This is a genomic window from Bacteroides sp. D22, from assembly GCF_000163675.1.
Classification (GTDB): Bacteria; Bacteroidota; Bacteroidia; order Bacteroidales; family Bacteroidaceae; genus Bacteroides; species Bacteroides xylanisolvens.
In genome coordinates this window covers 82,397-105,843 of the sequence record NZ_GG774819.1, presented here as the reverse complement: position 1 = coordinate 105,843, position 23,447 = coordinate 82,397, and the positions used below count along the sequence as shown (strand labels likewise).

The 23,447-nt window shown below is 52.3% G+C and carries 34 protein-coding genes; 14 read left to right on the top strand and 20 right to left on the bottom strand.

Annotated elements, in window-relative coordinates:
- The first annotated feature begins 153 nt into the window (after positions 1–153).
- Entirely contained in the window at positions 154–486 is a 333-nt protein-coding gene (tnpB, locus tag HMPREF0106_RS04585) for an IS66 family insertion sequence element accessory protein TnpB (protein WP_004324217.1), read from the top strand.
- A 228-nt stretch (positions 487–714) separates the two neighbouring features.
- Here tnpB and HMPREF0106_RS28325 read toward each other — a convergent pair whose 3' ends face one another.
- The gene (locus tag HMPREF0106_RS28325) at positions 715–927 is read right to left on the bottom strand and encodes a hypothetical protein (RefSeq protein ID WP_007567577.1); all 213 of its coding nucleotides are present in this window, start codon (positions 925–927) and stop codon (positions 715–717) included.
- Between the two features lie 106 nt (positions 928–1,033).
- On the opposite strand from HMPREF0106_RS28325, the gene HMPREF0106_RS28475 reads away from it, so the two are divergent.
- From HMPREF0106_RS28475 to HMPREF0106_RS04625, 9 genes are all read left to right on the top strand, one after another.
- Positions 1,034–1,444 (top strand): hypothetical protein, encoded by a 411-nt coding sequence (locus HMPREF0106_RS28475; protein ID WP_004291538.1) that lies wholly within the window; start codon positions 1,034–1,036, stop codon positions 1,442–1,444.
- A 161-nt stretch (positions 1,445–1,605) separates the two neighbouring features.
- The gene (locus HMPREF0106_RS04590) at positions 1,606–1,821 is read left to right on the top strand and encodes a hypothetical protein (protein ID WP_004291535.1); all 216 of its coding nucleotides are present in this window, start codon (positions 1,606–1,608) and stop codon (positions 1,819–1,821) included.
- A gap of 11 nt (positions 1,822–1,832) precedes the next feature.
- Positions 1,833–2,054 carry a hypothetical protein gene (locus HMPREF0106_RS04595; RefSeq protein WP_004291534.1) on the top strand — a complete coding sequence of 74 codons (222 nt, stop codon included), beginning with the start codon at positions 1,833–1,835 and terminating at the stop codon, positions 2,052–2,054.
- A gap of 13 nt (positions 2,055–2,067) precedes the next feature.
- Positions 2,068–2,484, top strand: a complete 417-nt coding sequence (locus tag HMPREF0106_RS04600) for a PcfK-like family protein (RefSeq protein WP_004291533.1) — start codon at positions 2,068–2,070, stop codon at positions 2,482–2,484.
- Positions 2,481–3,812, top strand: a complete 1,332-nt coding sequence (locus HMPREF0106_RS04605; RefSeq protein ID WP_004291532.1) for a PcfJ domain-containing protein — start codon at positions 2,481–2,483, stop codon at positions 3,810–3,812. Before HMPREF0106_RS04600 ends, HMPREF0106_RS04605 begins: the two co-directional genes overlap by 4 nt.
- A 24-nt stretch (positions 3,813–3,836) precedes the next feature.
- Positions 3,837–4,094: a hypothetical protein gene (locus HMPREF0106_RS04610; RefSeq protein WP_004291531.1), complete on the top strand. Its 258-nt coding sequence runs from the start codon at positions 3,837–3,839 to the stop codon at positions 4,092–4,094.
- A 19-nt stretch (positions 4,095–4,113) separates the two neighbouring features.
- Positions 4,114–4,347, top strand: a complete 234-nt coding sequence (locus tag HMPREF0106_RS04615) for a DUF3873 domain-containing protein (RefSeq protein ID WP_004304291.1) — start codon at positions 4,114–4,116, stop codon at positions 4,345–4,347.
- Positions 4,344–4,589: a DUF6956 domain-containing protein gene (locus HMPREF0106_RS04620; protein WP_004291529.1), complete on the top strand. Its 246-nt coding sequence runs from the start codon at positions 4,344–4,346 to the stop codon at positions 4,587–4,589. Before HMPREF0106_RS04615 ends, HMPREF0106_RS04620 begins: the two co-directional genes overlap by 4 nt.
- 53 nt (positions 4,590–4,642) lie before the next feature.
- Complete coding sequence (locus HMPREF0106_RS04625) at positions 4,643–4,951, top strand: hypothetical protein (protein WP_004304290.1); 309 nt, start codon at positions 4,643–4,645, stop codon at positions 4,949–4,951.
- A 33-nt stretch (positions 4,952–4,984) separates the two neighbouring features.
- Here the strand turns inward: HMPREF0106_RS04625 and HMPREF0106_RS28320 are convergent, their stop codons facing one another.
- The 19 genes from HMPREF0106_RS28320 to HMPREF0106_RS0125130 form a co-directional block, all read right to left on the bottom strand.
- Positions 4,985–5,374, bottom strand: coding sequence for a hypothetical protein (locus HMPREF0106_RS28320; protein WP_004291527.1), 390 nt, complete (start codon positions 5,372–5,374; stop codon positions 4,985–4,987).
- A 64-nt stretch (positions 5,375–5,438) separates the two neighbouring features.
- On the bottom strand, positions 5,439–5,966 hold the full coding sequence (locus HMPREF0106_RS04635; RefSeq protein WP_004291526.1) for a glycoside hydrolase family protein: 528 nt from the start codon (positions 5,964–5,966) through the stop codon (positions 5,439–5,441).
- On the bottom strand, positions 5,963–6,466 hold the full coding sequence (locus tag HMPREF0106_RS04640) for a DUF3872 domain-containing protein (RefSeq protein ID WP_004291525.1): 504 nt from the start codon (positions 6,464–6,466) through the stop codon (positions 5,963–5,965). The genes HMPREF0106_RS04635 and HMPREF0106_RS04640 overlap by 4 nt, the downstream gene beginning before the upstream one ends.
- Positions 6,463–7,365 carry a toprim domain-containing protein gene (locus tag HMPREF0106_RS04645; RefSeq protein WP_004291524.1) on the bottom strand — a complete coding sequence of 301 codons (903 nt, stop codon included), beginning with the start codon at positions 7,363–7,365 and terminating at the stop codon, positions 6,463–6,465. The genes HMPREF0106_RS04640 and HMPREF0106_RS04645 overlap by 4 nt, the downstream gene beginning before the upstream one ends.
- Before the next feature lie 7 nt (positions 7,366–7,372).
- Positions 7,373–7,948: a conjugal transfer protein TraO gene (locus HMPREF0106_RS04650; protein ID WP_004291523.1), complete on the bottom strand. Its 576-nt coding sequence runs from the start codon at positions 7,946–7,948 to the stop codon at positions 7,373–7,375.
- A gap of 2 nt (positions 7,949–7,950) precedes the next feature.
- Positions 7,951–8,937: a conjugative transposon protein TraN gene (gene traN / locus HMPREF0106_RS04655; protein ID WP_004291522.1), complete on the bottom strand. Its 987-nt coding sequence runs from the start codon at positions 8,935–8,937 to the stop codon at positions 7,951–7,953.
- 34 nt (positions 8,938–8,971) lie between these two features.
- Positions 8,972–10,324, bottom strand: coding sequence for a conjugative transposon protein TraM (gene traM / locus HMPREF0106_RS04660; protein ID WP_004291521.1), 1,353 nt, complete (start codon positions 10,322–10,324; stop codon positions 8,972–8,974).
- Positions 10,305–10,613 carry a TraL conjugative transposon family protein gene (locus tag HMPREF0106_RS04665; RefSeq protein ID WP_004291520.1) on the bottom strand — a complete coding sequence of 103 codons (309 nt, stop codon included), beginning with the start codon at positions 10,611–10,613 and terminating at the stop codon, positions 10,305–10,307. The genes traM and HMPREF0106_RS04665 overlap by 20 nt, the downstream gene beginning before the upstream one ends.
- Positions 10,614–10,619: 6 nt before the next feature.
- A complete protein-coding gene (traK, locus tag HMPREF0106_RS04670) occupies positions 10,620–11,243 on the bottom strand; it encodes a conjugative transposon protein TraK (RefSeq protein ID WP_004291519.1) in 624 nt (207 codons plus the stop codon).
- 31 nt (positions 11,244–11,274) lie between these two features.
- Complete coding sequence (gene traJ / locus HMPREF0106_RS04675) at positions 11,275–12,279, bottom strand: conjugative transposon protein TraJ (RefSeq protein WP_004291518.1); 1,005 nt, start codon at positions 12,277–12,279, stop codon at positions 11,275–11,277.
- Positions 12,280–12,282: 3 nt separating this feature from the next.
- On the bottom strand, positions 12,283–12,912 hold the full coding sequence (locus tag HMPREF0106_RS04680; protein ID WP_004304283.1) for a DUF4141 domain-containing protein: 630 nt from the start codon (positions 12,910–12,912) through the stop codon (positions 12,283–12,285).
- A gap of 23 nt (positions 12,913–12,935) precedes the next feature.
- The gene (locus HMPREF0106_RS04685) at positions 12,936–13,316 is read right to left on the bottom strand and encodes a DUF3876 domain-containing protein (protein WP_004291516.1); all 381 of its coding nucleotides are present in this window, start codon (positions 13,314–13,316) and stop codon (positions 12,936–12,938) included.
- Between the two features lie 40 nt (positions 13,317–13,356).
- The gene (locus HMPREF0106_RS04690) at positions 13,357–15,861 is read right to left on the bottom strand and encodes a TraG family conjugative transposon ATPase (protein ID WP_004291515.1); all 2,505 of its coding nucleotides are present in this window, start codon (positions 15,859–15,861) and stop codon (positions 13,357–13,359) included.
- The gene (locus tag HMPREF0106_RS04695; RefSeq protein WP_004291514.1) at positions 15,858–16,190 is read right to left on the bottom strand and encodes a DUF4133 domain-containing protein; all 333 of its coding nucleotides are present in this window, start codon (positions 16,188–16,190) and stop codon (positions 15,858–15,860) included. The genes HMPREF0106_RS04690 and HMPREF0106_RS04695 overlap by 4 nt, the downstream gene beginning before the upstream one ends.
- A 10-nt stretch (positions 16,191–16,200) precedes the next feature.
- Positions 16,201–16,518, bottom strand: coding sequence for a DUF4134 domain-containing protein (locus tag HMPREF0106_RS04700; protein ID WP_002560983.1), 318 nt, complete (start codon positions 16,516–16,518; stop codon positions 16,201–16,203).
- 201 nt (positions 16,519–16,719) lie between these two features.
- Positions 16,720–17,448, bottom strand: a complete 729-nt coding sequence (locus tag HMPREF0106_RS04705) for a hypothetical protein (protein WP_004304280.1) — start codon at positions 17,446–17,448, stop codon at positions 16,720–16,722.
- Positions 17,449–17,464: 16 nt separating this feature from the next.
- A complete protein-coding gene (locus HMPREF0106_RS04710) occupies positions 17,465–17,818 on the bottom strand; it encodes a DUF3408 domain-containing protein (RefSeq protein WP_004291505.1) in 354 nt (117 codons plus the stop codon).
- Positions 17,819–17,820: 2 nt separating this feature from the next.
- Positions 17,821–18,261, bottom strand: a complete 441-nt coding sequence (locus HMPREF0106_RS04715) for a DUF3408 domain-containing protein (RefSeq protein ID WP_004291503.1) — start codon at positions 18,259–18,261, stop codon at positions 17,821–17,823.
- A gap of 2 nt (positions 18,262–18,263) precedes the next feature.
- A complete protein-coding gene (locus tag HMPREF0106_RS0125130) occupies positions 18,264–19,190 on the bottom strand; it encodes a ParA family protein (protein WP_005783105.1) in 927 nt (308 codons plus the stop codon).
- On the opposite strand from HMPREF0106_RS0125130, the gene HMPREF0106_RS27970 reads away from it, so the two are divergent.
- The 4 genes from HMPREF0106_RS27970 to mobC all read left to right on the top strand — a co-directional run bounded on the left by HMPREF0106_RS27970 (position 19,189) and on the right by mobC (position 23,438).
- The gene (locus tag HMPREF0106_RS27970; protein ID WP_196029218.1) at positions 19,189–19,353 is read left to right on the top strand and encodes a hypothetical protein; all 165 of its coding nucleotides are present in this window, start codon (positions 19,189–19,191) and stop codon (positions 19,351–19,353) included. The genes HMPREF0106_RS0125130 and HMPREF0106_RS27970 overlap by 2 nt on opposite strands.
- Positions 19,354–19,734: 381 nt before the next feature.
- Positions 19,735–20,163 carry a conjugal transfer protein MobA gene (mobA, locus tag HMPREF0106_RS04720; protein WP_004291488.1) on the top strand — a complete coding sequence of 143 codons (429 nt, stop codon included), beginning with the start codon at positions 19,735–19,737 and terminating at the stop codon, positions 20,161–20,163.
- Positions 20,142–21,389, top strand: a complete 1,248-nt coding sequence (mobB, locus tag HMPREF0106_RS04725) for a conjugal transfer protein MobB (protein WP_004291483.1) — start codon at positions 20,142–20,144, stop codon at positions 21,387–21,389. Before mobA ends, mobB begins: the two co-directional genes overlap by 22 nt.
- A gap of 30 nt (positions 21,390–21,419) precedes the next feature.
- Positions 21,420–23,438: a conjugal transfer protein MobC gene (gene mobC / locus HMPREF0106_RS04730; RefSeq protein WP_004291482.1), complete on the top strand. Its 2,019-nt coding sequence runs from the start codon at positions 21,420–21,422 to the stop codon at positions 23,436–23,438.
- Positions 23,439–23,447: the final 9 nt, after the last annotated feature.

Below are 23,447 nucleotides of genomic sequence, written 5' to 3'. Positions count from 1 at the left end.
TCATTCACGTTGTACATCATCTCCCAAATCTGTCAAATCGGACAACTTTGAGATTGTTTCGTTTCGTCTAAAACTGGGCAATGGAGTTGAGATCCGAAAATGTAACACTAATCTTGAGAGCATAACAGCTCTGCTTCAAAACCTGGGAACATTATGTTAGGGCTGAATCCCAGCATGCGCTTCTACCTGTGCGAAGGTCCGGTAGATATGCGAAAAGGTATTTTCACCCTTGCCGAACTGGTACGCAAAATAATGGGTAAAGAGCCCTCCGCAGGGGATATTTTCATCTTTTTGAGCAAGGACCGGCGGAACATCAAAATCCTTCATCATGATACAGGGGGATACGTGCTTTATTGGAAGAAGCTGGACAAAGACCGTTTCCTCCTACCTGTTTTCTGCAAGGCCAGTCATCGTTATGAAATCGGTTGGGAGAAACTCGTGGTTCTGCTCCAGGGTACTGTCCGCAAAGAATTACTCGTAGGGTAGTACGAGGTTACAGAACAATCGATTGTACGAGGTTATATATCTGACTATCAATATATTAATATGTTTAAAATCTTGCATAAGTCAGCTTTATTTTGTATATTTGCGACATGAAGTTACGAAAAGAGTGTAATTTATTGGAAATGAGCGTAGGTTAATTGCTCTTGATAGTAATAGGTTACGATTTAGTTAGTTATCTACTGCATTATCCTTCTGCGCGTTGCGTAACCTTCAAAGAACTCTTCGTATGCAAAAGTAGCTATTTAATTCGAGATTTTGATATAAACTCCCGTTTTTTATCCCCTCATTCATAAGAATTTTCCGTAAAAGCGGTATTGTCCGTCGGCACACCATTGCCCAAAACGAGTTTGGAACAAACGTGTGCCGACTACCGCATAGCTGGAGAAAAGGGCATTGCCTCACGCCTAAACGATGTTTAGACAGATGAAGCAATGCCCCTTTCTTTTGCGCCTATGCCAAGAGGTGCTTTTACGGGTTTTCAAATGATTTTTCTTTTTTCGCTGTCTCTTTTGCCGGAAGCGGAAAGTGAATGCAGAGTGTGTCAGCCTGCCCCATGAATGAAACAGGCGCCCACACACAGCCGGACAAACCGGGAAGAATGATTGTTGCCACCCGGCTGAACAAGTTCCGTCGGATCGGAAACAATCATACTTCCTTTGTTGTGGTTTGCCCTTTTCACGCTTCCGGTGATGTCTTTTTCCTTTTGGTGATTCTTTTTTTTACGGATTTTCCCCTGAAGTTTTTTTCTACACAATCTGCCTCTGTTTTCGTTTACCTCCATTTTGCGCCTTTCAGTAAGCCGCATCAGTCAGTCATTTTCGTTCTGGGCGCAAAGGTAATTCCGGGATTGGACGGGAAAGCAAGGTCAAGCCTCCTGTTTTCGGTAAAAATCTCCAGCCCTGCGGGTAGTATTTTGACCGAAAAACCTTGCATTCCCTAATCCCTACCTTTTCAAGCACCCGAAACGAAAACGACCGATGCGACAGAAAGACGCATAAAAAAAATGTCGGATAAACGAGAGGCAGATAAGATAGTTTGAAACTCAACTCCCTCAGCTCTTGAATCCGCATTAAAAACAAAAAAATCAAAAACAGCGAAGATATGACGGCAACGGCAAATTTCAGACAAATGGCGCAACACATCGGGTTGGCGATATGCGGCTTGATGATGCGCACCGCCTTCGGGGTGTTCGGCATCCTTTGGGGCATCATCAGAGAGATTGTAAACGGAGTGTTCCGAGTGGCGATAGGTGTAATCGTGGCTATCCTTTCCACCATTGCCTTCTTTGGCTTCATCCTTTGGTTATTCACCCTTTAACCCTTACCGACATGGCAAAAAGAAACAGCAAGACGGCAGCGCAGCAGTGCAGATATTACGAGGTGGACAACATCTTCGTGTATATGGTGGAAACGTACATCAACGGCAATTTTGAAACTTTCCGAAGATTGTACCACGAACTGAACAAGGACGCACGGAGGGATTTCATGGACTTCCTTCTCAGCGAGGTAGAGCCGACCTATTGGAGAGAGATACTGAAACAGATAATCTAAAAATGACAGCGATATGAAAGGAACAGACCATTTCAAGAGAACGATATATATGTACTTGGAACAGCGTGCGGAGGAAGATGCGCTATTTGCAAAGAAGTACCGCAACCCTGCCAAGAACATGGACGAGTGCGTGACCCACATTCTGAACTATGTGCAGAAAAGCGGTTGCAACGGTTTCACGGACGGAGAGATATTCGGGCAAGCCATCCACTACTATGAGGAAAACGAGATAGAGGTGGGCAAACCGATGGACTGCCAAGTGGTTGTGAACCACGTTGTGAAACTCACGGCAGAGGAAAAGGCGGAGGCACGTCAGAACGCTGTCCGCAAATACCAAGAGGAGGAACTCCGCAAGTTGCAGAACCGCCACAGACCGTCAGCGAGAAAAGAAAACCAACCCCAACCCTCATTATTTGATTTAGGCTTATGAAACCGAAGACCAAGATACAGAAAGAGGTGGCAAGACTTTCCGCCAACCTTCGCCCCATATCAGCGACACAAATAGATTGGGCATACCGCCACTGCGTTGAGCATATCGGCTACCGCACCAAGAAAGGGAACATCACCTGTTCCGACTGCGGTCACGAGTGGCACAGCGACAGCGGACTATGCGACACCCTTGAAGGCTGCACCTGCCCCAAATGCCATGCCGAACTCAAAGTGCAGGACACACGCAGACGCATCTACAAGGAAACGCAGAATTTCAGCGTGATAACCACCTGCAAAGGGTATCAGGTAATCCGCGTGGCGCAGGTCAGATGCGAGAGCAGGAAAGGCGAACCGATGCGTTTCTACTGCCACGAGGTCGTGCAGCGTTGGATTTCACCCGACGGCAAGGTTACGGACATGGCGTTGCTCCGTGGCTTCCTTTTCTGCTATTGCGATGTGTGGGCATTAGGCAGCGATATGGAGGTAAGACCGCACAACAGCCTATACGATGATGTGGTGGCAAGAAGCTGTGCATATCCAAAGATGAGGATATTGCCCCAACTCAGACGTAACGGCTTCAAGGGCGATTTCCACGGCATCTCCCCCGTGCGTCTTTTCAAAGCCTTGCTTTCAGACCCAAGAATTGAAACCCTTATGAAAGGCGGTGAGATTGAGGTCATGAAACACTTTCTTTTCAATACCCGTACTGCCGATGAATGTTGGGCATCATATCTGATTGCCAAGCGTCACAAGTATCAGATAGACAACCTCTCAATGTGGTGCGACTATCTGCGTATGCTCAAAAAACTCGGTCAAGACCTCCGTAACCCGAAGAACATCTGTCCCGAAGATTTCATGGCGGCACACGACAACGCAACCCGAAAAATTGAAGCCATACACGAGAAGGAAAGAGCCGCAGAGCAACGCCGTTGGGAGATTGAAAGGCGTGAGCGTGAGCAACAGCGACAACTCCAACGAAAGAAAGATGCGGAGGATTTCATCGCCAACAAATCCAAATTCTTCGGCTTGGTAATCACGGACGAGGAAATAATCGTCAAGGTGCTTGAAAGCATAGACGAGTATTACAACGAGGGCAAGACGCAGGGCATCTGCGTGTTTGGCAGTGGATACTACAAGAAAGCCGACACCCTCATACTATCGGCAAGGATTGGCGATGAGATTATTGAAACCGTAGAGGTGGACTTGCGAACCCTCGAAGTGGTGCAGTGCCACGGCAAGCACAACCAGGACACCGAATATCACGAGCGCATCATAGACCTTGTGAACAAGAACGCCAACCTTATCCGTGAGCGGATGAAAGCGGCATAGCATAACCCCTAAAACAACATTGATATGGAAGTAAGAATTGAAAGTATGATTTGTGTGTGGGATGATGCAATCCCCACGATGTTCCTTGAATTTGTGAACCTCCTCACTCTCACAACGAGTGAGGGGGAATTGAGAAAGAGCGTAAAGGAGTTTGCCGAGAAGCACGAACTTGACAAGTTTTTCCTTTACGGCTTCGGCTCACACCATTTCTACCTGCACCAACGCTACACAAGCAACCCCGAAATGGTGATGAAGAACAGAGTTCTGTCAGTACATTTTTAACCATCTAAAAAGCAACATTATGACAACACGAATGACCATCAACGGAGTAAGCACCTGCGCGGAAGCAGGTACGGAGAAATACGAGCGTTTCCAATCGGGTATCGGAAGACGCAGGCGGACACTTGTGCAGTACGACTACCGCCACCCCATAGACAGAGAATTGTTCTCTTGTGTCAAACCCACGTTGGACGAGTGCCGAGCCGCACGGGACAAGTGGCTGAACGCAAAGAAGGGAAAGGAGGACAGACTATGAACACGACCTATCAAACGCTGATAGTCAAGTTCAGCGAACCTATCACGGCATTGGACGGTATCTTTGACGATACCGGAGCGTGGGGAACGGACACCCTCAAGGGGTGGATAGATGATTACGAAAGCACACGTTTCACCGCCACCGACAGCCATACGGCAGTCATCACGAGCGAGTACAATATGGAATGTGTGAAAGAGTGGCTACAACGGCAGACCCCCATTTCCGAAATGCGAGAATTTTGAACGGGATGGCGGTGTCCGCACCGCCAATACTTAAAACCCTAAAAACAAAAGATATGATAGCCAAGACGATATTACAGCAGATAGGCGGAAAACGCTTCACCGCCATGACAGGTAGCCGTGATTTCATAGATATGGGCAACGGCTTACGGATGAGCCTTGCAAGGAACAAAACAAGTGCCAACCGCCTTGACATCATCTATGACGAAGGGGCAGACCTCTACAATATGCGCTTCTACCGCAGGACGTTCAGCAAAAAGACCTTTGAGTGCAAGACAAAGGACATTGCCGTACACGAGGGTATCTATTTTGATATGCTGGAGGAAATGTTCACGATGGTGACGGGACTTTACACACGCTTTTGAGTGGCGGGGCGGCGAGAGCCGCCCTACTTTCTTTCAGTGAGCATGATGGCGGACAAAGAAAGTAGCAAAGAAACCTTTGTCCAATCTGCGATAACTAAAAAATCCGCAAGTAAAACTTGCGGAGGCTATATATTGGGTCGTTATTTTTTGGTGGAGGGGAATGATAATCTCGAACCGTTGAACTACACATTTCTGCTTCGTCTCCATTTCCCCCAACGATTTGATACGTTCAATCATTTTTGTTGTTCCTTTCTGAATTTTCCTAAATACTTTCTTCATAATTTCGCTATACTTTTTATGGTTAATAACTATGTTTTGTATTGCTCTCACAACACTTACAACTTGAAGTGTTATTTGGAAACCGATAGGCAAAAATGGCTCAACGATGTCAATTAACGAGAAAATCCTACGATAATCTATCAAGTGATAGAGCAAAAGACGTGCCAAGTTAAATATGGCACGTCTTTTGCCAGTTTTGTCAGTCCTTTTATGGGATATACAACAGCGCAAACTCCGCCTTTCTCCGTTTGAGCAGCATGGCGTGGCGTTTTCCTTTGTAGTTGCAGAAGGCTATATACTCACGGTAGATGTTCCTGTCACCAGCTTCCAGCTTCTTGATTAAGGTGCTTTTGGGGATTGTTTTGCTGCCTAACAGCTTCGCCGGTCCCACATTGTAAGCTAACGTGCCAAGCAAAATCGAATCAACCCCGAATTTACGGAACATGGCGACAAATTTGCGCAGGTCTTTCCGCAAAAGTTCATCCGCATCCCGTTTTGTCATGGTTCGTGCCGAATACTTCTCGTTTGGCAAAAGTTTGTGACCCCAACCGACGTATGGGTAGTGTTTTTCTGAGTGCCAGCCTTCAAAGTAGCGGCAGCATAAAAAAGCACGTTCCATAAGCGGCAGTCGGTAGATTGCCGCCTGCCCGTCCGTTCCCTCTTGGCGGCTGATCTGCGCGGACACAGAACAGACCGTCAGAAGTGAACAGAGCATTGTCATGAATACACGCATCATTTCAACAAGGGGCTGAAGTTGCCGATGGGAACGATGGTAAGATCGTCGTCCTTTACATTCCTGTTGTTGAAGTCAAATTCCAGTTCGTAGGAGTTGCTAAAGTTATCCTCCACCACCACGATGAAATTATGCGCCTCATCACCCGCCGCCGTGTAGTACAGGCGGAATTTTTCGTTCTCCAGCAGGTAGCGGTCGTTAGGCAGGAAGGTGATGCCGTTATCCATTTTGAGCGAGCCTTCCCCCTCGAACTGGAAATAGCGGATGGTATAGAGCGTACCCGAAAAGTCGCCCTCCTTTTTCAGTTCACAGCGGATTTCCACTGTCTGCCCCTTTACTACCTTGTTCGGCACGGGCATGACCTCCACCGTGAAGGGATAGGACTGCTGGATGTCCATGTCATCGTCACATGACACGAGGGTGAATGACATGGCGGCTATCAGGCATAACGCCACTGCCTTGAATATTGATGTTCTCTTGTTTCTGTTGTTCAGTATGTTCATTGTTCTTCGATTTTTAGATGGTTGTTTTTCTGTTTTTTCGTTGTCAGTTGCAGGTACTCGTTCAAGTCCTTGCAACCGTCATAGAGGGAGGAACGGTCGGTGACACGTTCCCCGTATCGCATGGTAAGTGCGGCAAGCGTCCGCCGTCCGGCTTCGTCACGGTCGAGGAAGCAGCCGATGCGCCCGTATCCGTCCAGCAATCCCGCCGCCTTCTCCACGTTGGCGACTGAGTTCAGCACAAGACAGTCAGCGTTACCGGTTACACCAAGCGTCACGGCAGAGAGAAAGTCCATGAAGCCCTCGAACACGAGGCACTCGTCAGCCGGGATGTCATTCGCCTTTACCAGTGATACAGACTTCGGAGGTATGCAACCCTTGAAATATCGGCTTCTGACTTCATAGCCACCTGCCATGTTCGGAAAGCCAACGGCAAAATACCGTTTCCCACGCACACCGTAGTTCAAGCGGCAGCAGTGACGGGATGCGATGGCGTAAGGGATGCCCCGTTCCTCTAAATACTCCGTCAGCAGTGAGCGGAGCAGCGGAGCGACCTCCACATCCTCAAAAACGGATTCGGTCGGCTTCGAGAGATAGACGGGCTTTTCCCATCCGGCAACCGTCATATTGGCGGCTTCCGCTATGAACTTCGCTTGCTTCATGAAGTCATCGCTTTGCAGAAACTCCCCGGCAAGCGTGAAGATGTCGCCGCCCTTGCCCAAACCGAAGTCGTACCAGAGCTGTTTCGCCACGTTCACACGGAAAGAGGATGTGCGCTCGCCCCTGTACGGGGCAAGATACCACAGCTCGTTACCGCTCCTTCTGACAGGCTCATGCCCCAGCCGTGCGAGAAAATCCGCAAGCGGCATCCTTCTGACAGCATCTATTTCCGTCCTTTCCATGCCCGTGTCAGTTGATGATGAACTTGATACCGACCCCGAACTGCGTGTGGAACTTCCGTGTGTCGCCACCCCAAAGGCAACGCTCCCGCAGGTTGGCAAGCAGGGCGATACGGTCTGCCACGTAACACTCCACATCGAGCGTCAGCGCACCGCCGTAGATGAAGGCGTCCCGGTCGTGCAGCGTGGAGCCGTCATGCAGCACCTTCTTCCCCCAATTTACCGCCTCATATCCGGCGAGAGCCGAAGCCCCGGCATAGACGAAAACAATCTTTCGGGCGTCCGACAGTATCTTGAAGTAATAGCCGCCCTCCGCCGTGAACTGCGCCACGGGTATCTTGGTGTCCTTGTAGGGATTGTTCTTCAACAGGTATTCGCCACCGAACACCCACTTGTTCCCCTTCTTCGTGTAGGTGGAGAGAGCCGCCCCGAAGCTGTACCCGCCGTCCTTGCCGCCGAGATTGAAGCCGTCCGCCATGTCCGCCCTCACCTCGATGCCCTGCATCTTCGGCAGACACCGCTGGGCGTGCGCCTGCCCTGTAAAAAGGGCAAGCGACGCGATGATTATTGCGATGTACTTTCTCATGGTCAGCGTACTTGAAGTTCGTTGATGGTACCCGCGCGTACCAAATCCTCGTTCTCAATCACGAAGGACTGGTGACGGCCGCCGTTCTTCTCGTTCAATTCCACCACGAGGCACTTGTCATCGGGGATGGTGAACTTCGCCATCGTGAAGACCGTGCGCTCGCTCTTTTTGCCCGGCACGAGGGTGGCGTAGTTCTGCGCGCGGAGCGGCAGAATAATCTGCTCCTGCACGGCAGTACGCTTCGCAACCTTCTTGTCCACGATTTTCCAAGTGATGTAGTCCACATCGAAAGGCACGTTGCTCTGGTTCTTTATCTCCGTGTGGAAATAAAGCAAGCCGTTGTGCGTGTAGATGCCTTTCAACAGGTATTGGATGCCGAAACGCTTGCAGCCGATATGCTTCACCTCGCGCTTGTTCTGTTTGTGGATGGACTTCATGATAAGGCGCACCAGCATCGGGCTTTCGCTGCCCAGCTCTTTCAGATAGATTTCCTGCGCGTTGTTCGGGCGGTTCACCGTGCTGCCGTCATGGATGAAGTCGCACATCTCCACGTTGAGCAACAGCGGTTCGGCGGCGTACTTCACGTTGAAGGTGTAGAAACTGCCGTCCTCCGTGATGACGGACATATTCGTTTCGTTGGGAAAATTCCTTACGGTAGCCTTCACACGGATGATGTTCTCCGCTCCGTCGGCTTTCCCGGCAATCAGGTCGGGCGAGCCTAAATCGACATAGCGCACCTCCGCCGGAAAAATGACGTGGACGGTCTTGTCGTAGGTCACTTCCAGACCGTGCGGCGGTATCATGCGGTCGAAGGTCAGCTTGCGTGACAGCCCGTGATATAGGTCGCCGTCCGCCTCCTTCTGCGGATAGACCTCCTTCGTCAAGGTCGGTTGTTCACTTCCGTTGGTCGTTTCAACGGTTACATTCTCCTGCGCGTTGGCAGTTATGATGCCCATAGCGAGGGCAAACATGATGATTACTTTTCTCATTACTTTTGGATTTTAGTGGTAATTTTTATTGTTTTCAATATTTTTCTTGGTAAAGCATGACCCTGTACCCGGCTTTCAGATGCACCTTGACGGTTCGCATCTTTTTGGCGATGTACTGGCTCGTGCCTTGTATCAGCCCCTTGCCCAAGTCGGAGGCGAGCTGCGCCCCGGCATTGGTGGAGATGTTGATGCTGCTTCCCAGCGAGCCGCCCATGTTGGCGGCGACCTCCCGGACGGCGTTCATCTCCATCGAGTTCGGGATGAAGATGCCGGGCTGTCCGTCCGTGTCATAGACCGCAAGCTCCACGGGGATAATCGTGCCGTCGTATTCCAGCGAGGTAATCTCGATGTCGAGCCGCTCACCCTGTATCTTGCCCGTGCCGACCACCACCGCACCCCGGGGTATTGTCCTGCCTGCCACCGCCATAGGCTCCAGCAGGCGCAGCCTTACCGTCTGCCCGTCCGTCACGCTCTGCGCCCCATGCACGCACGCCGGTATGGTGTTCCTGTCCAATACCTCCGCCGTGCCGACAGCCGTGTTGAAACCCCGGTTGCGTTCCTGCGATAAGGCGGCGACAAACTCCGCGTTACTCATAGGCTGTGAGAGTGAAGAAACTACTTGATGCTCCACCTGTCTGATAGGCATTGCCTTGTTCTTCTTCCCTTTCTGCACGGTAGTTGGCTCTGCCCTCTGTTCCGCCGATGGCTGTCCTCCGTTCTGACCGCCCATGTACTTTGCCGCCAGCTCGTAGGACTTCTCCATAAGAGCCACCTGCTCGTCCATAGAGGAAGCCTTGCCCCTCTCGCTTTCCAGTTCCGACTCCAGCGATGCGATGCGCTCCAACAATTCGTCCATCTCCGCATTGTCGTTTTTCGGCTGGTCGTAGAAGTTTCCGAGCGTGGCGTTCAGGTCACGGTAGGCGGCTGCGGAGGACTGGATGGTCTGCGGCGTGGCTGGCTTTGCCCTTTCTTCCTTGCCGCCCGGATTGGCGAGGTCGAAGTCCACTCCGTTCTCCGTTCCCGCTATCTCGCGGTCGAACATGTCGCCCAGCTGCCCGATGGCACGGTTGCGGCTCTCCTGACGCTCTTCCATCTCCCCATGCTCGTAGGCTTTCAGCTTGTCGCCGATAATCTGCCGGTTCGCCTTGTCAGCGTCGGGCATCTCGGTGTTGTATCCGTCCGTTCCCGGCGGTTGCTCCTTGCCGGAGGACGGGGCGAATATCAGCCACATCGCCCCGATGAACACCAACACCATAGCGGGCAGCACGATCATCTTCTGCCGTTTCAGCCGTTGCGCCTCTGTCAGCGGTTCGCGCTCCTTTTTCGGTTTCCCCGTTTCGGGAGCAGCTTTGTTCTCTTTCGTCGGTTCATTCTTTGTCTGTTCCATATAAATAAGGTGTTAAGTGATTGCCTGTTTCCGCCGGGGTCGGCAGTTCCACCCGTCCGGCGTGTCCCGTTTCCATATGTGAGCCGTCGTTCCTGCCGATGTCATAGACGGCTCTGCCGAAGGTGTAAAGGGCAAGCACCGCGAAGGCGGCGAACATCCCCAGCACGATGCGGCGGCGTGTTTCCGGCGGCAAGCCGTCCAGATACCCTTTGAGACTTGCCGCCAAGCGTTTCCGTTTGTCGTGGAGTTTCCAATACATGCCCCACATTGATTTTCTGATACTTTTCATGTCCTGTTACCGTTTGATAGTCTGTAAATCCTTGTTCTCAATGATGGTGAAACCCTCGATGGTAAAACCGTTCGGGTTGTCATCCGACCGCGATGCGTTCAGCAGGCGGCAGGTGGTCACGAGGCTGCGCTCGGTGACGTTGCTCTGCCGGATGATTTTCTGTGTGGCGTAGGTCACGGCACGGTAGGGATAGGCGTTGAAGTCGCACACCACGCTGTCCACCTTCAGCACTTGGTTGATGTTCCCGGCGATGATGCGGTTGTAGTACCCCTTCTCCGCGAAGTCCGAATAATAGTGGTACACGCTCTTGTCCGCCAGCAGCAAGGCACGTTTCACGTTGTGTTCAATCGCGCTTTTTTCAGGTGATAGCGTGAAGAACATCTCGTGGAAACGGCGCACATGTTCCCGTGCCTCCGCCGGGCGGTTCTGCGACAAATCCTGAGACAAGGCGAGCATCAGGCTCTTGCCGTTGTCCAGCACATAGATTTTCTCCCGTTGCTTCTCTGCGAAACGGTAGGAGTTCCACACGCTCCACACCGTCACCACGGCGCACAGCGAGAGGAAGACGATACCGAACAGGCGTATCTGCCTGAACGACGATTCGATGTTTCTAAGTGATTTGAATTCCATTTATATTTTCCAATTTATGATTGCACATTGATTATTTCAGCAATTTGCCGACACGTCCGACTGCGTTTCCTGCGGCTGCACCCGCCACGCTGCCCGCCATGCTTCCGGCTCGTCCCGCCATCTGGTTCACGTTGCGACCGTAACCGCCCATGCCTCCGGCTTGGATAATCCAGCCCGCAACGGTGGGAATGGTAAAGTAGCCGATGATGCCGATGCAGAGGAATACGATATACACCCCGTCGCTCGAATCCAGCGAGAAGTTCGGGTCTGCCTGCATCCGCTCGATGTCGTTTTGCAGCATCAGAACCTGTATCTTCGCCAGTATGGTGCTGAACATGTCCGATACCGGTAGCCACAGATAGACCTGTATATAGCGGCATATCCACTGCGTGAGCGTGTTTTGGAAACCGTCCCATACCGACAGGGCGAAGGCTATCGGACCGAGAATCGCCAGCACCACGAGAAAGAAGGTGCGGACGGTGTCTATCACGAGGGCGGCGGCTTGGAACAGCAGTTCGAGTATCTCGCGGAAGAAGTCGCGGATGCTCTTCTTCATGTTGTACATTCCCCGGTCGATATACATTCCCGCCATCGTCACCATGTCGGAGGGCGACCAGCCGAGTTCCTCCAGTTGCTTGTCAAATTCCTCGTTGGACACGAGGTAGGCGGTTTCGGGGTTGCGTACCATCGCCTCGTATTCCAGTTTGTCCTTCTGCTCCCGGTATCGGTTCATGTCCAGCGTTTCCGCCTCCAGCATCTTTGCCGTGCCCTGTACGACGGGTGAGAGGATGCTGTTTATCGTGCCCAGCACCACAGTCGGGAAGAACATGATGCACAGACCGATGGCAAAAGGACGGAGCATCGGGAATACGTCTATCGGTTCAGCTCTCGCCAGCGACTGCCATACCCGGTAGGCGACGTAGAACAGCGCACCCAGCCCGGCGATGCCTTTCGCCACACCAGCCATGTCCCCACACAGCGGCATCATCTGCTCATAAAGTGAACGTAAAATCTGATGAAGGTTGTCGAACTTCATAGGCTACCAGTATCTTTCGTTCATGTTCCCGTACAGCCCCATGATGCGGTCGAGGTCGTTCTTCTTTTTCGCACGCAGGTAACTCACGGAGATGTTCTTGTTCGTGTAGTAGCTCACGAGGTTGCGGTAACGCTTCATCTTCGAGTGGCAGCGTTCCACCACGTCCATGCGCTCCTTGTCGGTCATGGAGAGCGTGGTGATGTTCACCACGTTCCTGAGTTCCGTCAACACTTCGTTGCTTTCCTCCAGCAGTTTCGTGTAGCCGAAAGCGATTGCGGAAAGCTCTTCGGGTCTGAAATTCCCGTCACGGAGCATCCGTTGGAAACTGTTCACATAGATGTCTGTGATGTCGCCCACCATCAGGATGGTCTGCTGCACCTTGCGGGCGTCCTTGACCAGATTGTTCACCGATTTGAGGGCATCGTAATACTTCTTGCCCTGCTGATAGATTTTCACCGTCTCCTGAAAGTTGCTCACCATGTTCGTGGCGGTCTTGGAGGTATGGATGATGTTTTTGGAGGCATTGATGATGCCCTGCGCTAGATTGCCCGGATCGCTTACGACCCACTGTGCGCTTGCCCTGCCCGCGAAAAGCAGGCACAGGCAGATAATCATTGTTATTCTTGTTCTCATGTTACTTTGGATTTTAGTGGTTGTTATTCTTCGGTCGGATGTCCCGGCTGCGGCTTCACCCGCACATAGTCCCCGTTTGGCGAGAAAGTCAGCACATCCGTGGCCTCGTTGTAGGACACGTCGATGCGGAAGCCGGTGTTCATGAACAGGTTGCCGTTCTCCTCCTGCAAGAGATAGGTTTCCGGCTTGAGCTTGCGGCGCAGACCGCTACGACGGAACACCGTCACTTTGTAGGCTTCGCCCTCCTTGTAGATAAGCACGTCAGGTTTTCCCTCCACGCTCTCCCAGTTCCCGCACAGCATGTCGCGGCGGTTGTCGGCCACGTCGCAGGATTGCAGCATCATGACCGCCAATCCGATAAGGCACTTGCTGACTTGCAGCATTTTCACTTTTGGTAAATTCATACGCGTTTTTCTTTTTTGGTTGATACATTCTGTTTTTTAGTTATTCCTTGTTTCTCCGCCTTTCGGCAAGCTGCCGGATGGCGGCTTCGATGTCGTCGCCCAGCTTCTCCGCCAGACGGTAAACCTCCACTTTTTCCGTTTCCTCGGTGGTGTACGCCAGATACTCTTCCGCGCTGACCTCCGTGGCATAGACCGCCGACTGCGTGCCGCCCAAGCCTATCCACACCTCCTTGTAGAGCCGTGAAGGGTTGTTCGCCATGTTGATGGAGAGTATCTGCGACTTCTCCTTTTCCGTCAGTCCGAGCAACGCCTGTATCTGGTCGAACTTGTTCATATATTTCCTTTGGTCAAGCAGGATTTTACAATCCGAGTTGTTGATAATGCTCTCTTTGACCACCGGAGAACTGATAATGTCGTCCACCTCCTGCGTCACCACGATTGCCTCGCCGTAATATTTTCTGACCGTCTTATACATATAGCGCAGATATTCAGCCATGTTCGCCGATGAGAGGGCCTTCCAAGCCTCTTCCACGATAAGCTGTTTCCGCACGCCTTTCAGCCGCCGCATCTTGTTGATGAAGGCTTCCATGATGATGATGGTCACGACGGGGAACAGTTCGCGGTTTTCTTTAATCGAATCTATCTCGAAGACGATGAACCGCTTGCCGAGCAGGTCGATGTTCTCCGTGGAGTTGAGCAGGAAATCGTAACGCCCGCCCCGGTAATACTGCCGCATGGTGGTGAGCATGTTGTCGATGTTGAAGTCGGACTTCTCCACCTTGATGTCACGCTGTGCCAGTTCCTTGCGGTAGTCGTCACGCATATACTCGTAGAAGGTGTTGAACGACGGCACGATGCTACGGTCGGATTGGATGCGCTCAATATAGGCACTCACGGCACTGCCCAGCTCGCCGCTCTCCGTCTTTGTCACCTTGTCGTCCTCCGACTTCCAGAGCGTCAGCAACAGGGTCTTGATGCTGTCCTTCTTCTCCACGTCGAAGATGTAATCGTCGGTGTAGAACGGGTTGAAGCTGATGGGCTTATCTTCCGTGTAGGTGAAATACACACCGTCCGCTCCGCCTGTCTTGCGTCGGATCATGCCGCACAAGCCCTGATAGGAGTTTCCCGTGTCCACCAATACCACATGTGCGCCTTGCTCATAATATTGGCGCACGAGGTGGTTCATGAAGAAAGACTTGCCGCTGCCCGAAGGACCCAGCACGAACTTGTTGCGGTTGGTCGTGATACCTCGCTTCATGGGCAGGTCGGAGATGTCAAGGTGCAGCGGTTTTCCCGTGAGCCTGTCCACCATCTTGATGCCGAAGGGCGAGAGCGAGCTGCGGTAGTTGGTTTCCTCTGTGAACAGGCACACCGCCTGTTCGATGAAGGTGTGGAAACTCTCTTCCGCCGGGAAGTCCGCCGCATTGCCGGGTATCGCCGCCCAGTAGAGTGTCGGGCAGTCGATGGTGTTGTGGCGCGGCACGCATTCCATGCTTGCCAACTGGCTGCCCACGTCGTTCTTGATATGCTTCAGTTCCTCCGCATCGTCGCTCCACGCCATGACGTTGAAGTGTGCCCGTACCGAGGTCAGTCCGTAGGAATGGGCTTCGTTCAGGTATTGGTCTATCCACTCGCGGTTGATGCTGTTGCTCCTTGAATAGCGAGATAGCGACTGCATGTTACGGGCGGACTTCTCGAACTTCTGCAAGGTTTCCTCACTGTTGTCTATCAGCACATACTGGTTGTAGATATGGTTGCAGGAGAGCAGAAGCCCCACCGGGGAGGCGAATGACAGTCGGCAGTCACTCCGGTCGGTGGAGAGCTTCTCGTAACGGGTGTCGGTAGCCACCTTGCCCGGCAGGTCTTCCGCGTCGGAGAGGGTGTGCAGACACAGGCGGTTGTCGCCGATGCGCATCTCCCTTGCCGAAAGCTCGATGTCCTGCAAGGTGGTGTCACCTTCCGGCATGAGCGAGAAGTAGCGTTCAATAAGTCCCGTCTTTCCCTCAGTACCCACAATCTCATCGGTGGAGAGGCGGCGCAGCCTGACAAGCCCGCTGTCGTTCATGATGCGCTCGAACTGTTCGCAGGCTTCCAAGAACTTGGTCGTGGTTTCCCTGTCCAGCTCCTTCGGGATGATATGTCCCCGGCACAGCGTGCTGAAATTGCTCTGCATCCGGTTACGCTCCTTTGTTGTCTTGGTCAGGTAGAGGTAGCAGGTGTGTTTCAGGTACGGACGCTCGTTGAAGTGACGCTCGAAAGAGCGGCTTAAAAAGCTCATGTCGTCCTTCTGAAGCTCCGGTTTGTAGCGTTCCTTGATGAACCAGTCCTGTTTGTGGACGACGGAGTAGTCCGGCAGCACCTTGATAGCCTTGCACCAGCAACTGTGTATCGCCTCGTACTCCGCACCCGTCACGGTGTAAAGTTCCGGTAGTTCCACCTCGAAAGCCACCGTGATGTCGGCGTCCTTTGAGATGATGCAGCCATGCTCCACCGCTAAAAGTGGGAACCTGTTTTCCAGTGTTGTCATTTTCGATGTATTCCTCATTGTCTTTCTTCCTTTCGTTGTCGTTTGAACAGACGGGTTATCCGCCGCCGGTTGATAAGGTATCGGGGATGGCTCCGTGCCGCTCCTAATTTCATCAGCCCGTGTTCACCGTACCGGGCGTTCAGCGCGAAGGTCTGCCATACAAGGAGGGAGGACGATGCCGCGCCGAAGCCGATACATATCCACTGGTCGATACCGACCATGTAGAGGATGACGAACAGGACGAAGAGAGCCAGCAGACCTCCGCAGAAGATGAAGAGGTACTGTGCCTTCAAGCCCTTGAACTCTACCGGACGGCCGATACCCTTGTTGATTGGGTATTCAGCCATACATTATTTATTAAAGGAAGAATGAGCGCAGGATGGTGGCGGCAACAATCAGGAAGATGCACGCGCCGAACCACGAGGCGGCTGTCTTGCTGGTGTCGGGGTCGCCCGATGAAAACTTGCCGTACACTTTTACGCCCCCGATAAGCCCGACGACTGCACCGATGGCGTATATCAGTTTAGTTCCGGGGTCGAAATAAGAACTCACCATAGAGGTGGCTTCGTTGATGCCCGCGATGCCGTTTCCCTGCGCGAAAGCGGAGGCGGTTGCGGCGATGACAAGTGCCGCGGAGAGGATTGCTTTTCTGTTTTTCAAGATGTTCTTGTTCATAAACTGTTCTTGTTTTTTGCCGTCAAAAGGGTGGATGGTCCTTTGTCGGGCGGTTGATACTTTGTTTCTTTACTTTGGTTTTAGTGGATGCCCGTTTGTTTCCACGGACGTGGGCGTGTCCGTTGCGGATGGGGATGCGCCTTGCGTTTCCTCGCCGCGTGGGTTGATGTCATTCTTTCATGTTCATTTCTTTTATTGTTGTCATACATAGTTGCGAATGTCGAACTCCTCGATGTTGTCCGGCACGACGAACTCCTTTTCAGATTTCTTCAGCCGAATCTCGATAAGCCCCTTGATGCGGATGCCTATCTCCGAAGAGCCTTCCATCATTTTCTCGTACAACTCCGTGCCCTCCATGTCGGTGAACACCTTAGCCGCCTTTTCACGTTCCGCCTGTGTCGCGTCCGGGTTTTTGGCGGTCTTGCAGGCGTCGTCAATCTCGTCAAAGCTGCTGCCCGAAGCCCGTGGCGTGTCCGAGGCGTCCTCTTCCGGTTCGTCGTCCCCGTATCCCAGTTCCTCCGGCGGTATGCTCGTGAAGGTCTCATCGAGTTTTTCCTCCGGGACTTGTGCCGGGCGGGATGCGTTTCCCGTTTTTCCGTCGTCAAAAGTAGCCTCTTCCTCCGACAGCTCAATGCCTTTTTCAATAGTGGCGGCTTCTTGCGTCGGTATGGCAGCGGTTGTCCGGGTGGATGCCATCCTGAAACGGCTCTTGCCGATGATGTCCGCCTTTTCCGCAGGGACTTCCTCGTGTGCCGCTATGCGTTTAGCCTCATTCCCGTCCAGTGACCGCCATAATCCGACAATGCCCTTGAAGAAGCGGACAATCCGCGTGTCCATGATGCGCTCGTAAAGGAGCAGGAACAGGAACCAGAGGTTGCAGCCGACCGATACCGCCAGCAGAATGTCTGTCATGCTGATTGTGTAATTCATATCCTTCCGTTTTTGGTTAGAATACTGAATTGTAATTTCGGGCATAAAGGCTCTTTATCGCATCTTCGCACTGGTTGAAGTGGTGCGTCAGCACATGGTCGATGTAAGCGGACAGCGTAAGCCGGTCATGCCCGATTACACGGGTGATACGCATGATACGCTCGTGGTACTCCGGGCGCACATACGCCATCTTCCCCTCACGTGCCTTTACTTCCGGGTCGCGGATGAACAGGCGTTCATAGTCCTTCTCACTGCATTTGCCGCTTACCGGGACAGGCGACAGTATTTCCACACTCGCCTGCACTTGGGTAAACATACCTCCGCAGTCTTGCTGTGGTCTTTTTTCATTCGGTGTCATTTCTTTTTCCATTTTCAAATCAGATCTTCACGTTGTTTCTTGTACAGTTCGTTGATTCTCTCCTTGTGCTGTTCCAGATGCTGGCGCAGCACGGTATCCACATATCCGCCTACTGAGATTTCCCCTCCGGCGATGTCGTTCACGATTCTGAGGATCTTGCCGTGGACGTCACGGCTGATATAGACACATTGGCGGGTCTTTATCTCGTTGCGGCGCAGGAATAGCTCGTTGTAGTCCTCGTCCTGCCTTTTCCGGCGTCCACTTTCCCTCTGCGCTTTTTCCCGTGTTACGGGTTGCACAGGAGATGGTTCCGGTGCGGCGGTGTCCTCTTCGGTCGGTGCAGCTGCGGGTACTTCCTGTGCGGGGCGCAGTGTCCCGTCCTGTGTGCGCCGCCCGATGGAGGCTAACAGCAGTTCCTCGTCGATGCCTTCCGTGTTCACTTTCCTGCTGCCCATGCTCACTGCGGTCTGATGATGTCGCTTATCTCTTCGGAAAACTCCCGGATGCCACTCCCTTTCAGCAGTGCCGTGTCCATCGGGAAGATGGTGGAGCGGAAAACGCTCTTGCGCTCTTCCGAAAGGTCACGGCGGAACTTCTTGCTGTCGGGCAAGCGGGTGGAAAGTACCGGAAAGCCCATTTCGGCTATCACTTCCTCGTAGATGCCGTACAAGTCGTTCCTCTCCCTGCCGTCCACCATCGTCCAGAACAGATGCAGCCCCTTTGTTTTCGCCTGTCCGGTAGTCATCAGCCTGTCGCGGAACATCGTGACGAATTTCAGGGTACTCTCCACGACAAAGCGGTCGGCACTCAGCGGAGTGAAAATGTAGTCCATCTGCGAGAGCGTCTTTATCACGCCGTTGCTTCGGAGTGTGCCGGGCATGTCGAAGAACACCACGTCGGGTTTCACGTCCTCAGTGGCAATCATCCTCTCGGCATCGTCGAGGGCGTTCACCGCATTGCTTTTGACGATGGTGTAGGCGTTCTTTTTGATCCGGCGGAAATGGTCGCAAGCGAGAGCCTTGAAGTAGGTGCTGCTGTCGATAAGCCCCATTTCGTGTTCGCGCAGCCCGTGGATGCTGTGCTGCGGGTCGTCGCAGTCCACGACGGCGACATTGTAGCCTTTCACGTTGTGCAGGTAGCTGGCGGCAAGTGCCGTGACAGTGGATTTGCCGATGCCACCTTTCTGTGTTGCGAATGCAACGAAGATTTCCTTACTCATAGTTCCATTTATTTTAATTGTTGATGATTTGTTTTTCTGTTTCCATACGGATTTGGCTGTCGCACCATCCGCTTCCGTGACTACACACGCAGGCGGGTCGTCGCGTATCCGGTTCTGTGGTGAAGCGGTGCGTCGGACAAATGGTGATTGACGACATTGCGTCATGAAGTCATTGAATCCATACGTCACCGAATTGTCGGAGAACCGGGTTTCCGACGGTTCGGGTATCCGTTTCGGCAAGTATCCGAAGAAGCGGATTTCCGGGTATTTGAATGTTCCGTTTATCATATCTTCAAATCGTTCGTTTCTTGAATCATGCTGCAAATAAACAAGTATATTTTGGAACCTGTATCACTTCTCCGGCAAGTGGCGGCACGTTGCGCCGGTTGGCAGTCATTGACCGGGTCAAGCATCTGTCCGATACCGCTTTAAGGGCGTAACTTTGCACCCGGACAGCAGGGTTCGCCGATGACGCGCGGCCCGGAGTCCTGAAAGGTATTTTCCCAATCCGTCCCCTGACGGATTTTTATGTTCACCTGAACATAGCAAGATGTCTTTTCAGCCGCTCAAAATATTTTGAGCAGCCACGAAAAGCACTTGCCCTTGCAGGGGGCGGGCTTTCCCTCCGAAGTCGGGAAGCCTTTCAGAACTGCGGTGCTGTAATCCGAAGCGGCGGCTTATGCCGTCAATCCGCTAAATCCAAAGTAATATGAAAGAGAAAAGGAAAAGCAAATCAGGGAGAAATCCCAAACTTGATCCGGCGGTGTACCGGTACACCGTCCGTTTCAACGAGGAGGAACACAACCGTTTCCTCGCCATGTTCGGAAAATCGGGTGTCTATGCACGGTCTGTTTTCCTCAAAGCGCACTTCTTCGGGCAACCGTTCAAGGTGCTGAAGGTGGACAAGACGTTGGTGGACTATTACACCAAACTGTCGGATTTTCATGCACAATTCCGTGCCGTGGGTACGAATTACAACCAAGTCGTGAAGGAACTGAGGCTGCATTTTTCAGAGAAAAAGGCGATGGCGTTGCTCTACAAATTAGAGCAACACACCGTCGAACTCGTGAAACTGAGCCGCCGGATTGTGGAACTTTCAAGGGAAATGGAGGCAAAATGGTCGCAAAAATCAGTGTAGGAAGTTCGTTGTACGGCGCGATTGCCTACAACGGGGAGAAGATTAACGAGGCGCAGGGGCGGCTTCTCACCACCAACCGCATCTACAATGACGGTTCGGGAACGGTGGACATAGGCAAGGCGATGGAGGGTTTTCTCACCTTCCTGCCACCGCAGATGAAGATCGAGAAGCCGGTGGTGCATATCTCTCTCAACCCGCACCCGGAGGATGTGCTGACCGATATTGAGTTGCAGAATATCGCCCGCGAGTATCTGGAAAAACTCGGTTTCGGAAACCAGCCTTATCTTGTATTCAAGCACGAGGACATCGACCGCCACCACCTGCACATCGTGACGGTCAACGTGGACGAGAACGGGAAAAGGCTCAACCGGGATTTTCTCTACCGCCGCAGCGACCGTATCCGCAGGGAACTGGAACAGAAGTACGGATTGCATCCGGCAGAACGTAAAAATCAGAGATTGGATAATCCGTTGCGCAAGGTGGCCGCATCGGCAGGTGATGTGAAGAAGCAGGTAGGCAACACCGTGAAGGCTCTGAATGGGCAGTACCGTTTCCAGACGATGGGCGAATACCGTGCGCTCCTTTCCTTATATAATATGACGGTGGAGGAAGCGAGGGGCAACGTGCGCGGACGGGAGTATCACGGGCTGGTCTATTCCGTCACGGACGACAAGGGTAACAAGGTGGGCAACCCGTTCAAATCCTCGCTTTTCGGGAAGTCCGCAGGCTATGAAGCCGTACAGAAGAAGTTTGTCCGTTCCAAATCGGAAATCAAGGATAGGAAACTGGCAGACATGACGAAACGCACCGTCCTTTCCGTGCTGCAAGGCACTTATGACAAGGACAAATTTGTATCCCAACTCAAAGAGAAGGGCATCGACACCGTACTGCGCTACACAGAGGAAGGGCGCATCTATGGGGCTACCTTCATCGACCACCGCACGGGATGCGTGCTGAACGGTTCGCGCATGGGTAAGGAGCTTTCGGCGAATGCCTTGCAGGAACACTTCACCCTGCCATACGCCGGACAACCGCCGATACCGCTATCCATCCCTGTGGATGCTGCGGACAAGGCACACGGGCAGACCGCCTACGACAGTGAAGATATATCGGGCGGTATGGGCTTGCTCACTCCCGAAGGTCCGGCGGTAGATGCCGAGGAAGAGGCTTTCATCCGGGCGATGAAGCGCAAAAAGAAGAAAAAACGCAAGGGCTTGGGTATGTAATCAGAGTATCAACAATTAAAAAATCAATGTATGTCACAACAAGAAGACGATTTGAGGGCATTGGCGAAAATCATGGATTTTCTGCGTGCCGTGAGTATCATTTTAGTGGTCATGAACGTGTACTGGTTCTGCTACGAAGCCATCCGGCTGTGGGGCGTGAACATCGGCGTGGTGGACAAAATCCTTCTGAACTTCGACCGCACGGCGGGGCTGTTCCATTCCATTCTCTACACGAAGCTGTTTTCCGTCCTTTTGCTTGCCTTGTCCTGTCTGGGTACGAAGGGTGTCAAGGGTGAGAAAATCACTTGGGGGAGAATCTGGACAGCATTTGCCGTCGGGTTCGTGCTGTTTTTCCTGAACTGGTGGTTGCTGCCCCTGCCGCTGCCGCTTGAAGCGGTGACGGGACTGTATGTCCTTACCATTGGAACGGGCTATGTCTGCCTGTTGATGGGTGGTCTGTGGATGAGCCGCCTGTTGAAACACAATTTGATGGAGGATGTTTTCAACAACGAGAACGAGAGTTTCATGCAGGAAACGAGGCTTATCGAAAGCGAGTATTCGGTCAATCTGCCGACACGTTTCTATTACAGGAAACGCTGGAACAACGGTTGGATCAATGTAGTTAATCCCTTCCGTGCGTCCATCGTGTTGGGTACGCCGGGCAGCGGCAAGTCCTATGCCGTGGTAAACAATTTTATCAAGCAACAGATTGAAAAGGGCTTTAGTCAATACATCTACGATTTCAAGTATCCCGACCTATCTACTATTGCCTACAACCATTTGCTGAACCACCCGGACGGCTACAAGGTAAAGCCGAAGTTCTATGTGATCAACTTCGACGACCCGCGACGCTCTCATCGGTGCAATCCCATTCACCCGGATTTTATGGAAGATATTACGGATGCCTATGAGAGTGCCTACACAATAATGCTCAACCTCAATAAAACGTGGGTGCAAAAGCAGGGCGACTTCTTCGTGGAGTCACCTATCATTCTGTTTGCCAGTATTATCTGGTATCTCAAAATCTATCAGAACGGGAAGTTTTGCACGTTTCCCCATGCTATCGAGTTTCTGAACCGCCGTTACGAGGATATATTTCCGATACTGACCTCTTATCCGGAGCTGGAGAACTACCTTTCGCCGTTCATGGATGCGTGGCTTGGAGGGGCTGCGGAGCAGCTCATGGGTCAGATAGCGTCGGCAAAAATCCCGCTTTCGAGGATGATTTCACCGCAGCTCTACTGGGTGATGTCAGACAGCGAGTTTACGCTGGACATCAACAATCCCGAAGAGCCGAAAATCCTCTGCGTGGGTAACAATCCCGACCGTCAGAATATCTACGGTGCGGCACTCGGTCTGTATAATTCCCGTATCGTGAAGCTCATCAACAAGAAGGGGATGCTGAAGTCATCGGTCATCATCGACGAGTTGCCCACAATATACTTCAAAGGGTTGGACAATCTTATAGCTACCGCCCGAAGCAACAAGGTTGCCGTGTGTCTGGGCTTTCAGGATTTCAGCCAGTTAGTGCGTGACTACGGGGACAAAGAGGCGAAAGTGGTGATGAACACTGTCGGCAATATTTTCTCCGGTCAGGTGGTGGGGGAAACAGCCAAGACGCTCTCCGAGCGGTTCGGTAAGGTGTTGCAGAAACGGCAGTCCATCTCCATCAACCGGCAGGATGTTTCCACCTCCATCAACACGCAGATGGACGCGCTCATTCCACCGAGTAAGATTTCCGGGCTTACGCAGGGAATGTTTGTCGGTTCTGTATCCGACAACTTCAACGAGCGTATCGAGCAGAAGATTTTTCATTGCGAGATTGTGGTGGATGCCGAAAAGGTGAAACGGGAAGAAAGTGCCTACAAGAAAATTCCCGTCATTACAAACTTCACGGACGAGGACGGCAACGACCGCATGAAGGAAACGGTGCAGGCGAACTACCGGCGCATCAAGGAAGAGGTGAAGCAGATTGTGCAGGAGGAACTGGAGCGTATCAAAAACGATCCGGTGCTGTGTAAACTGCTACCAGATAATGAGACTGTCTAACAAGTCCCC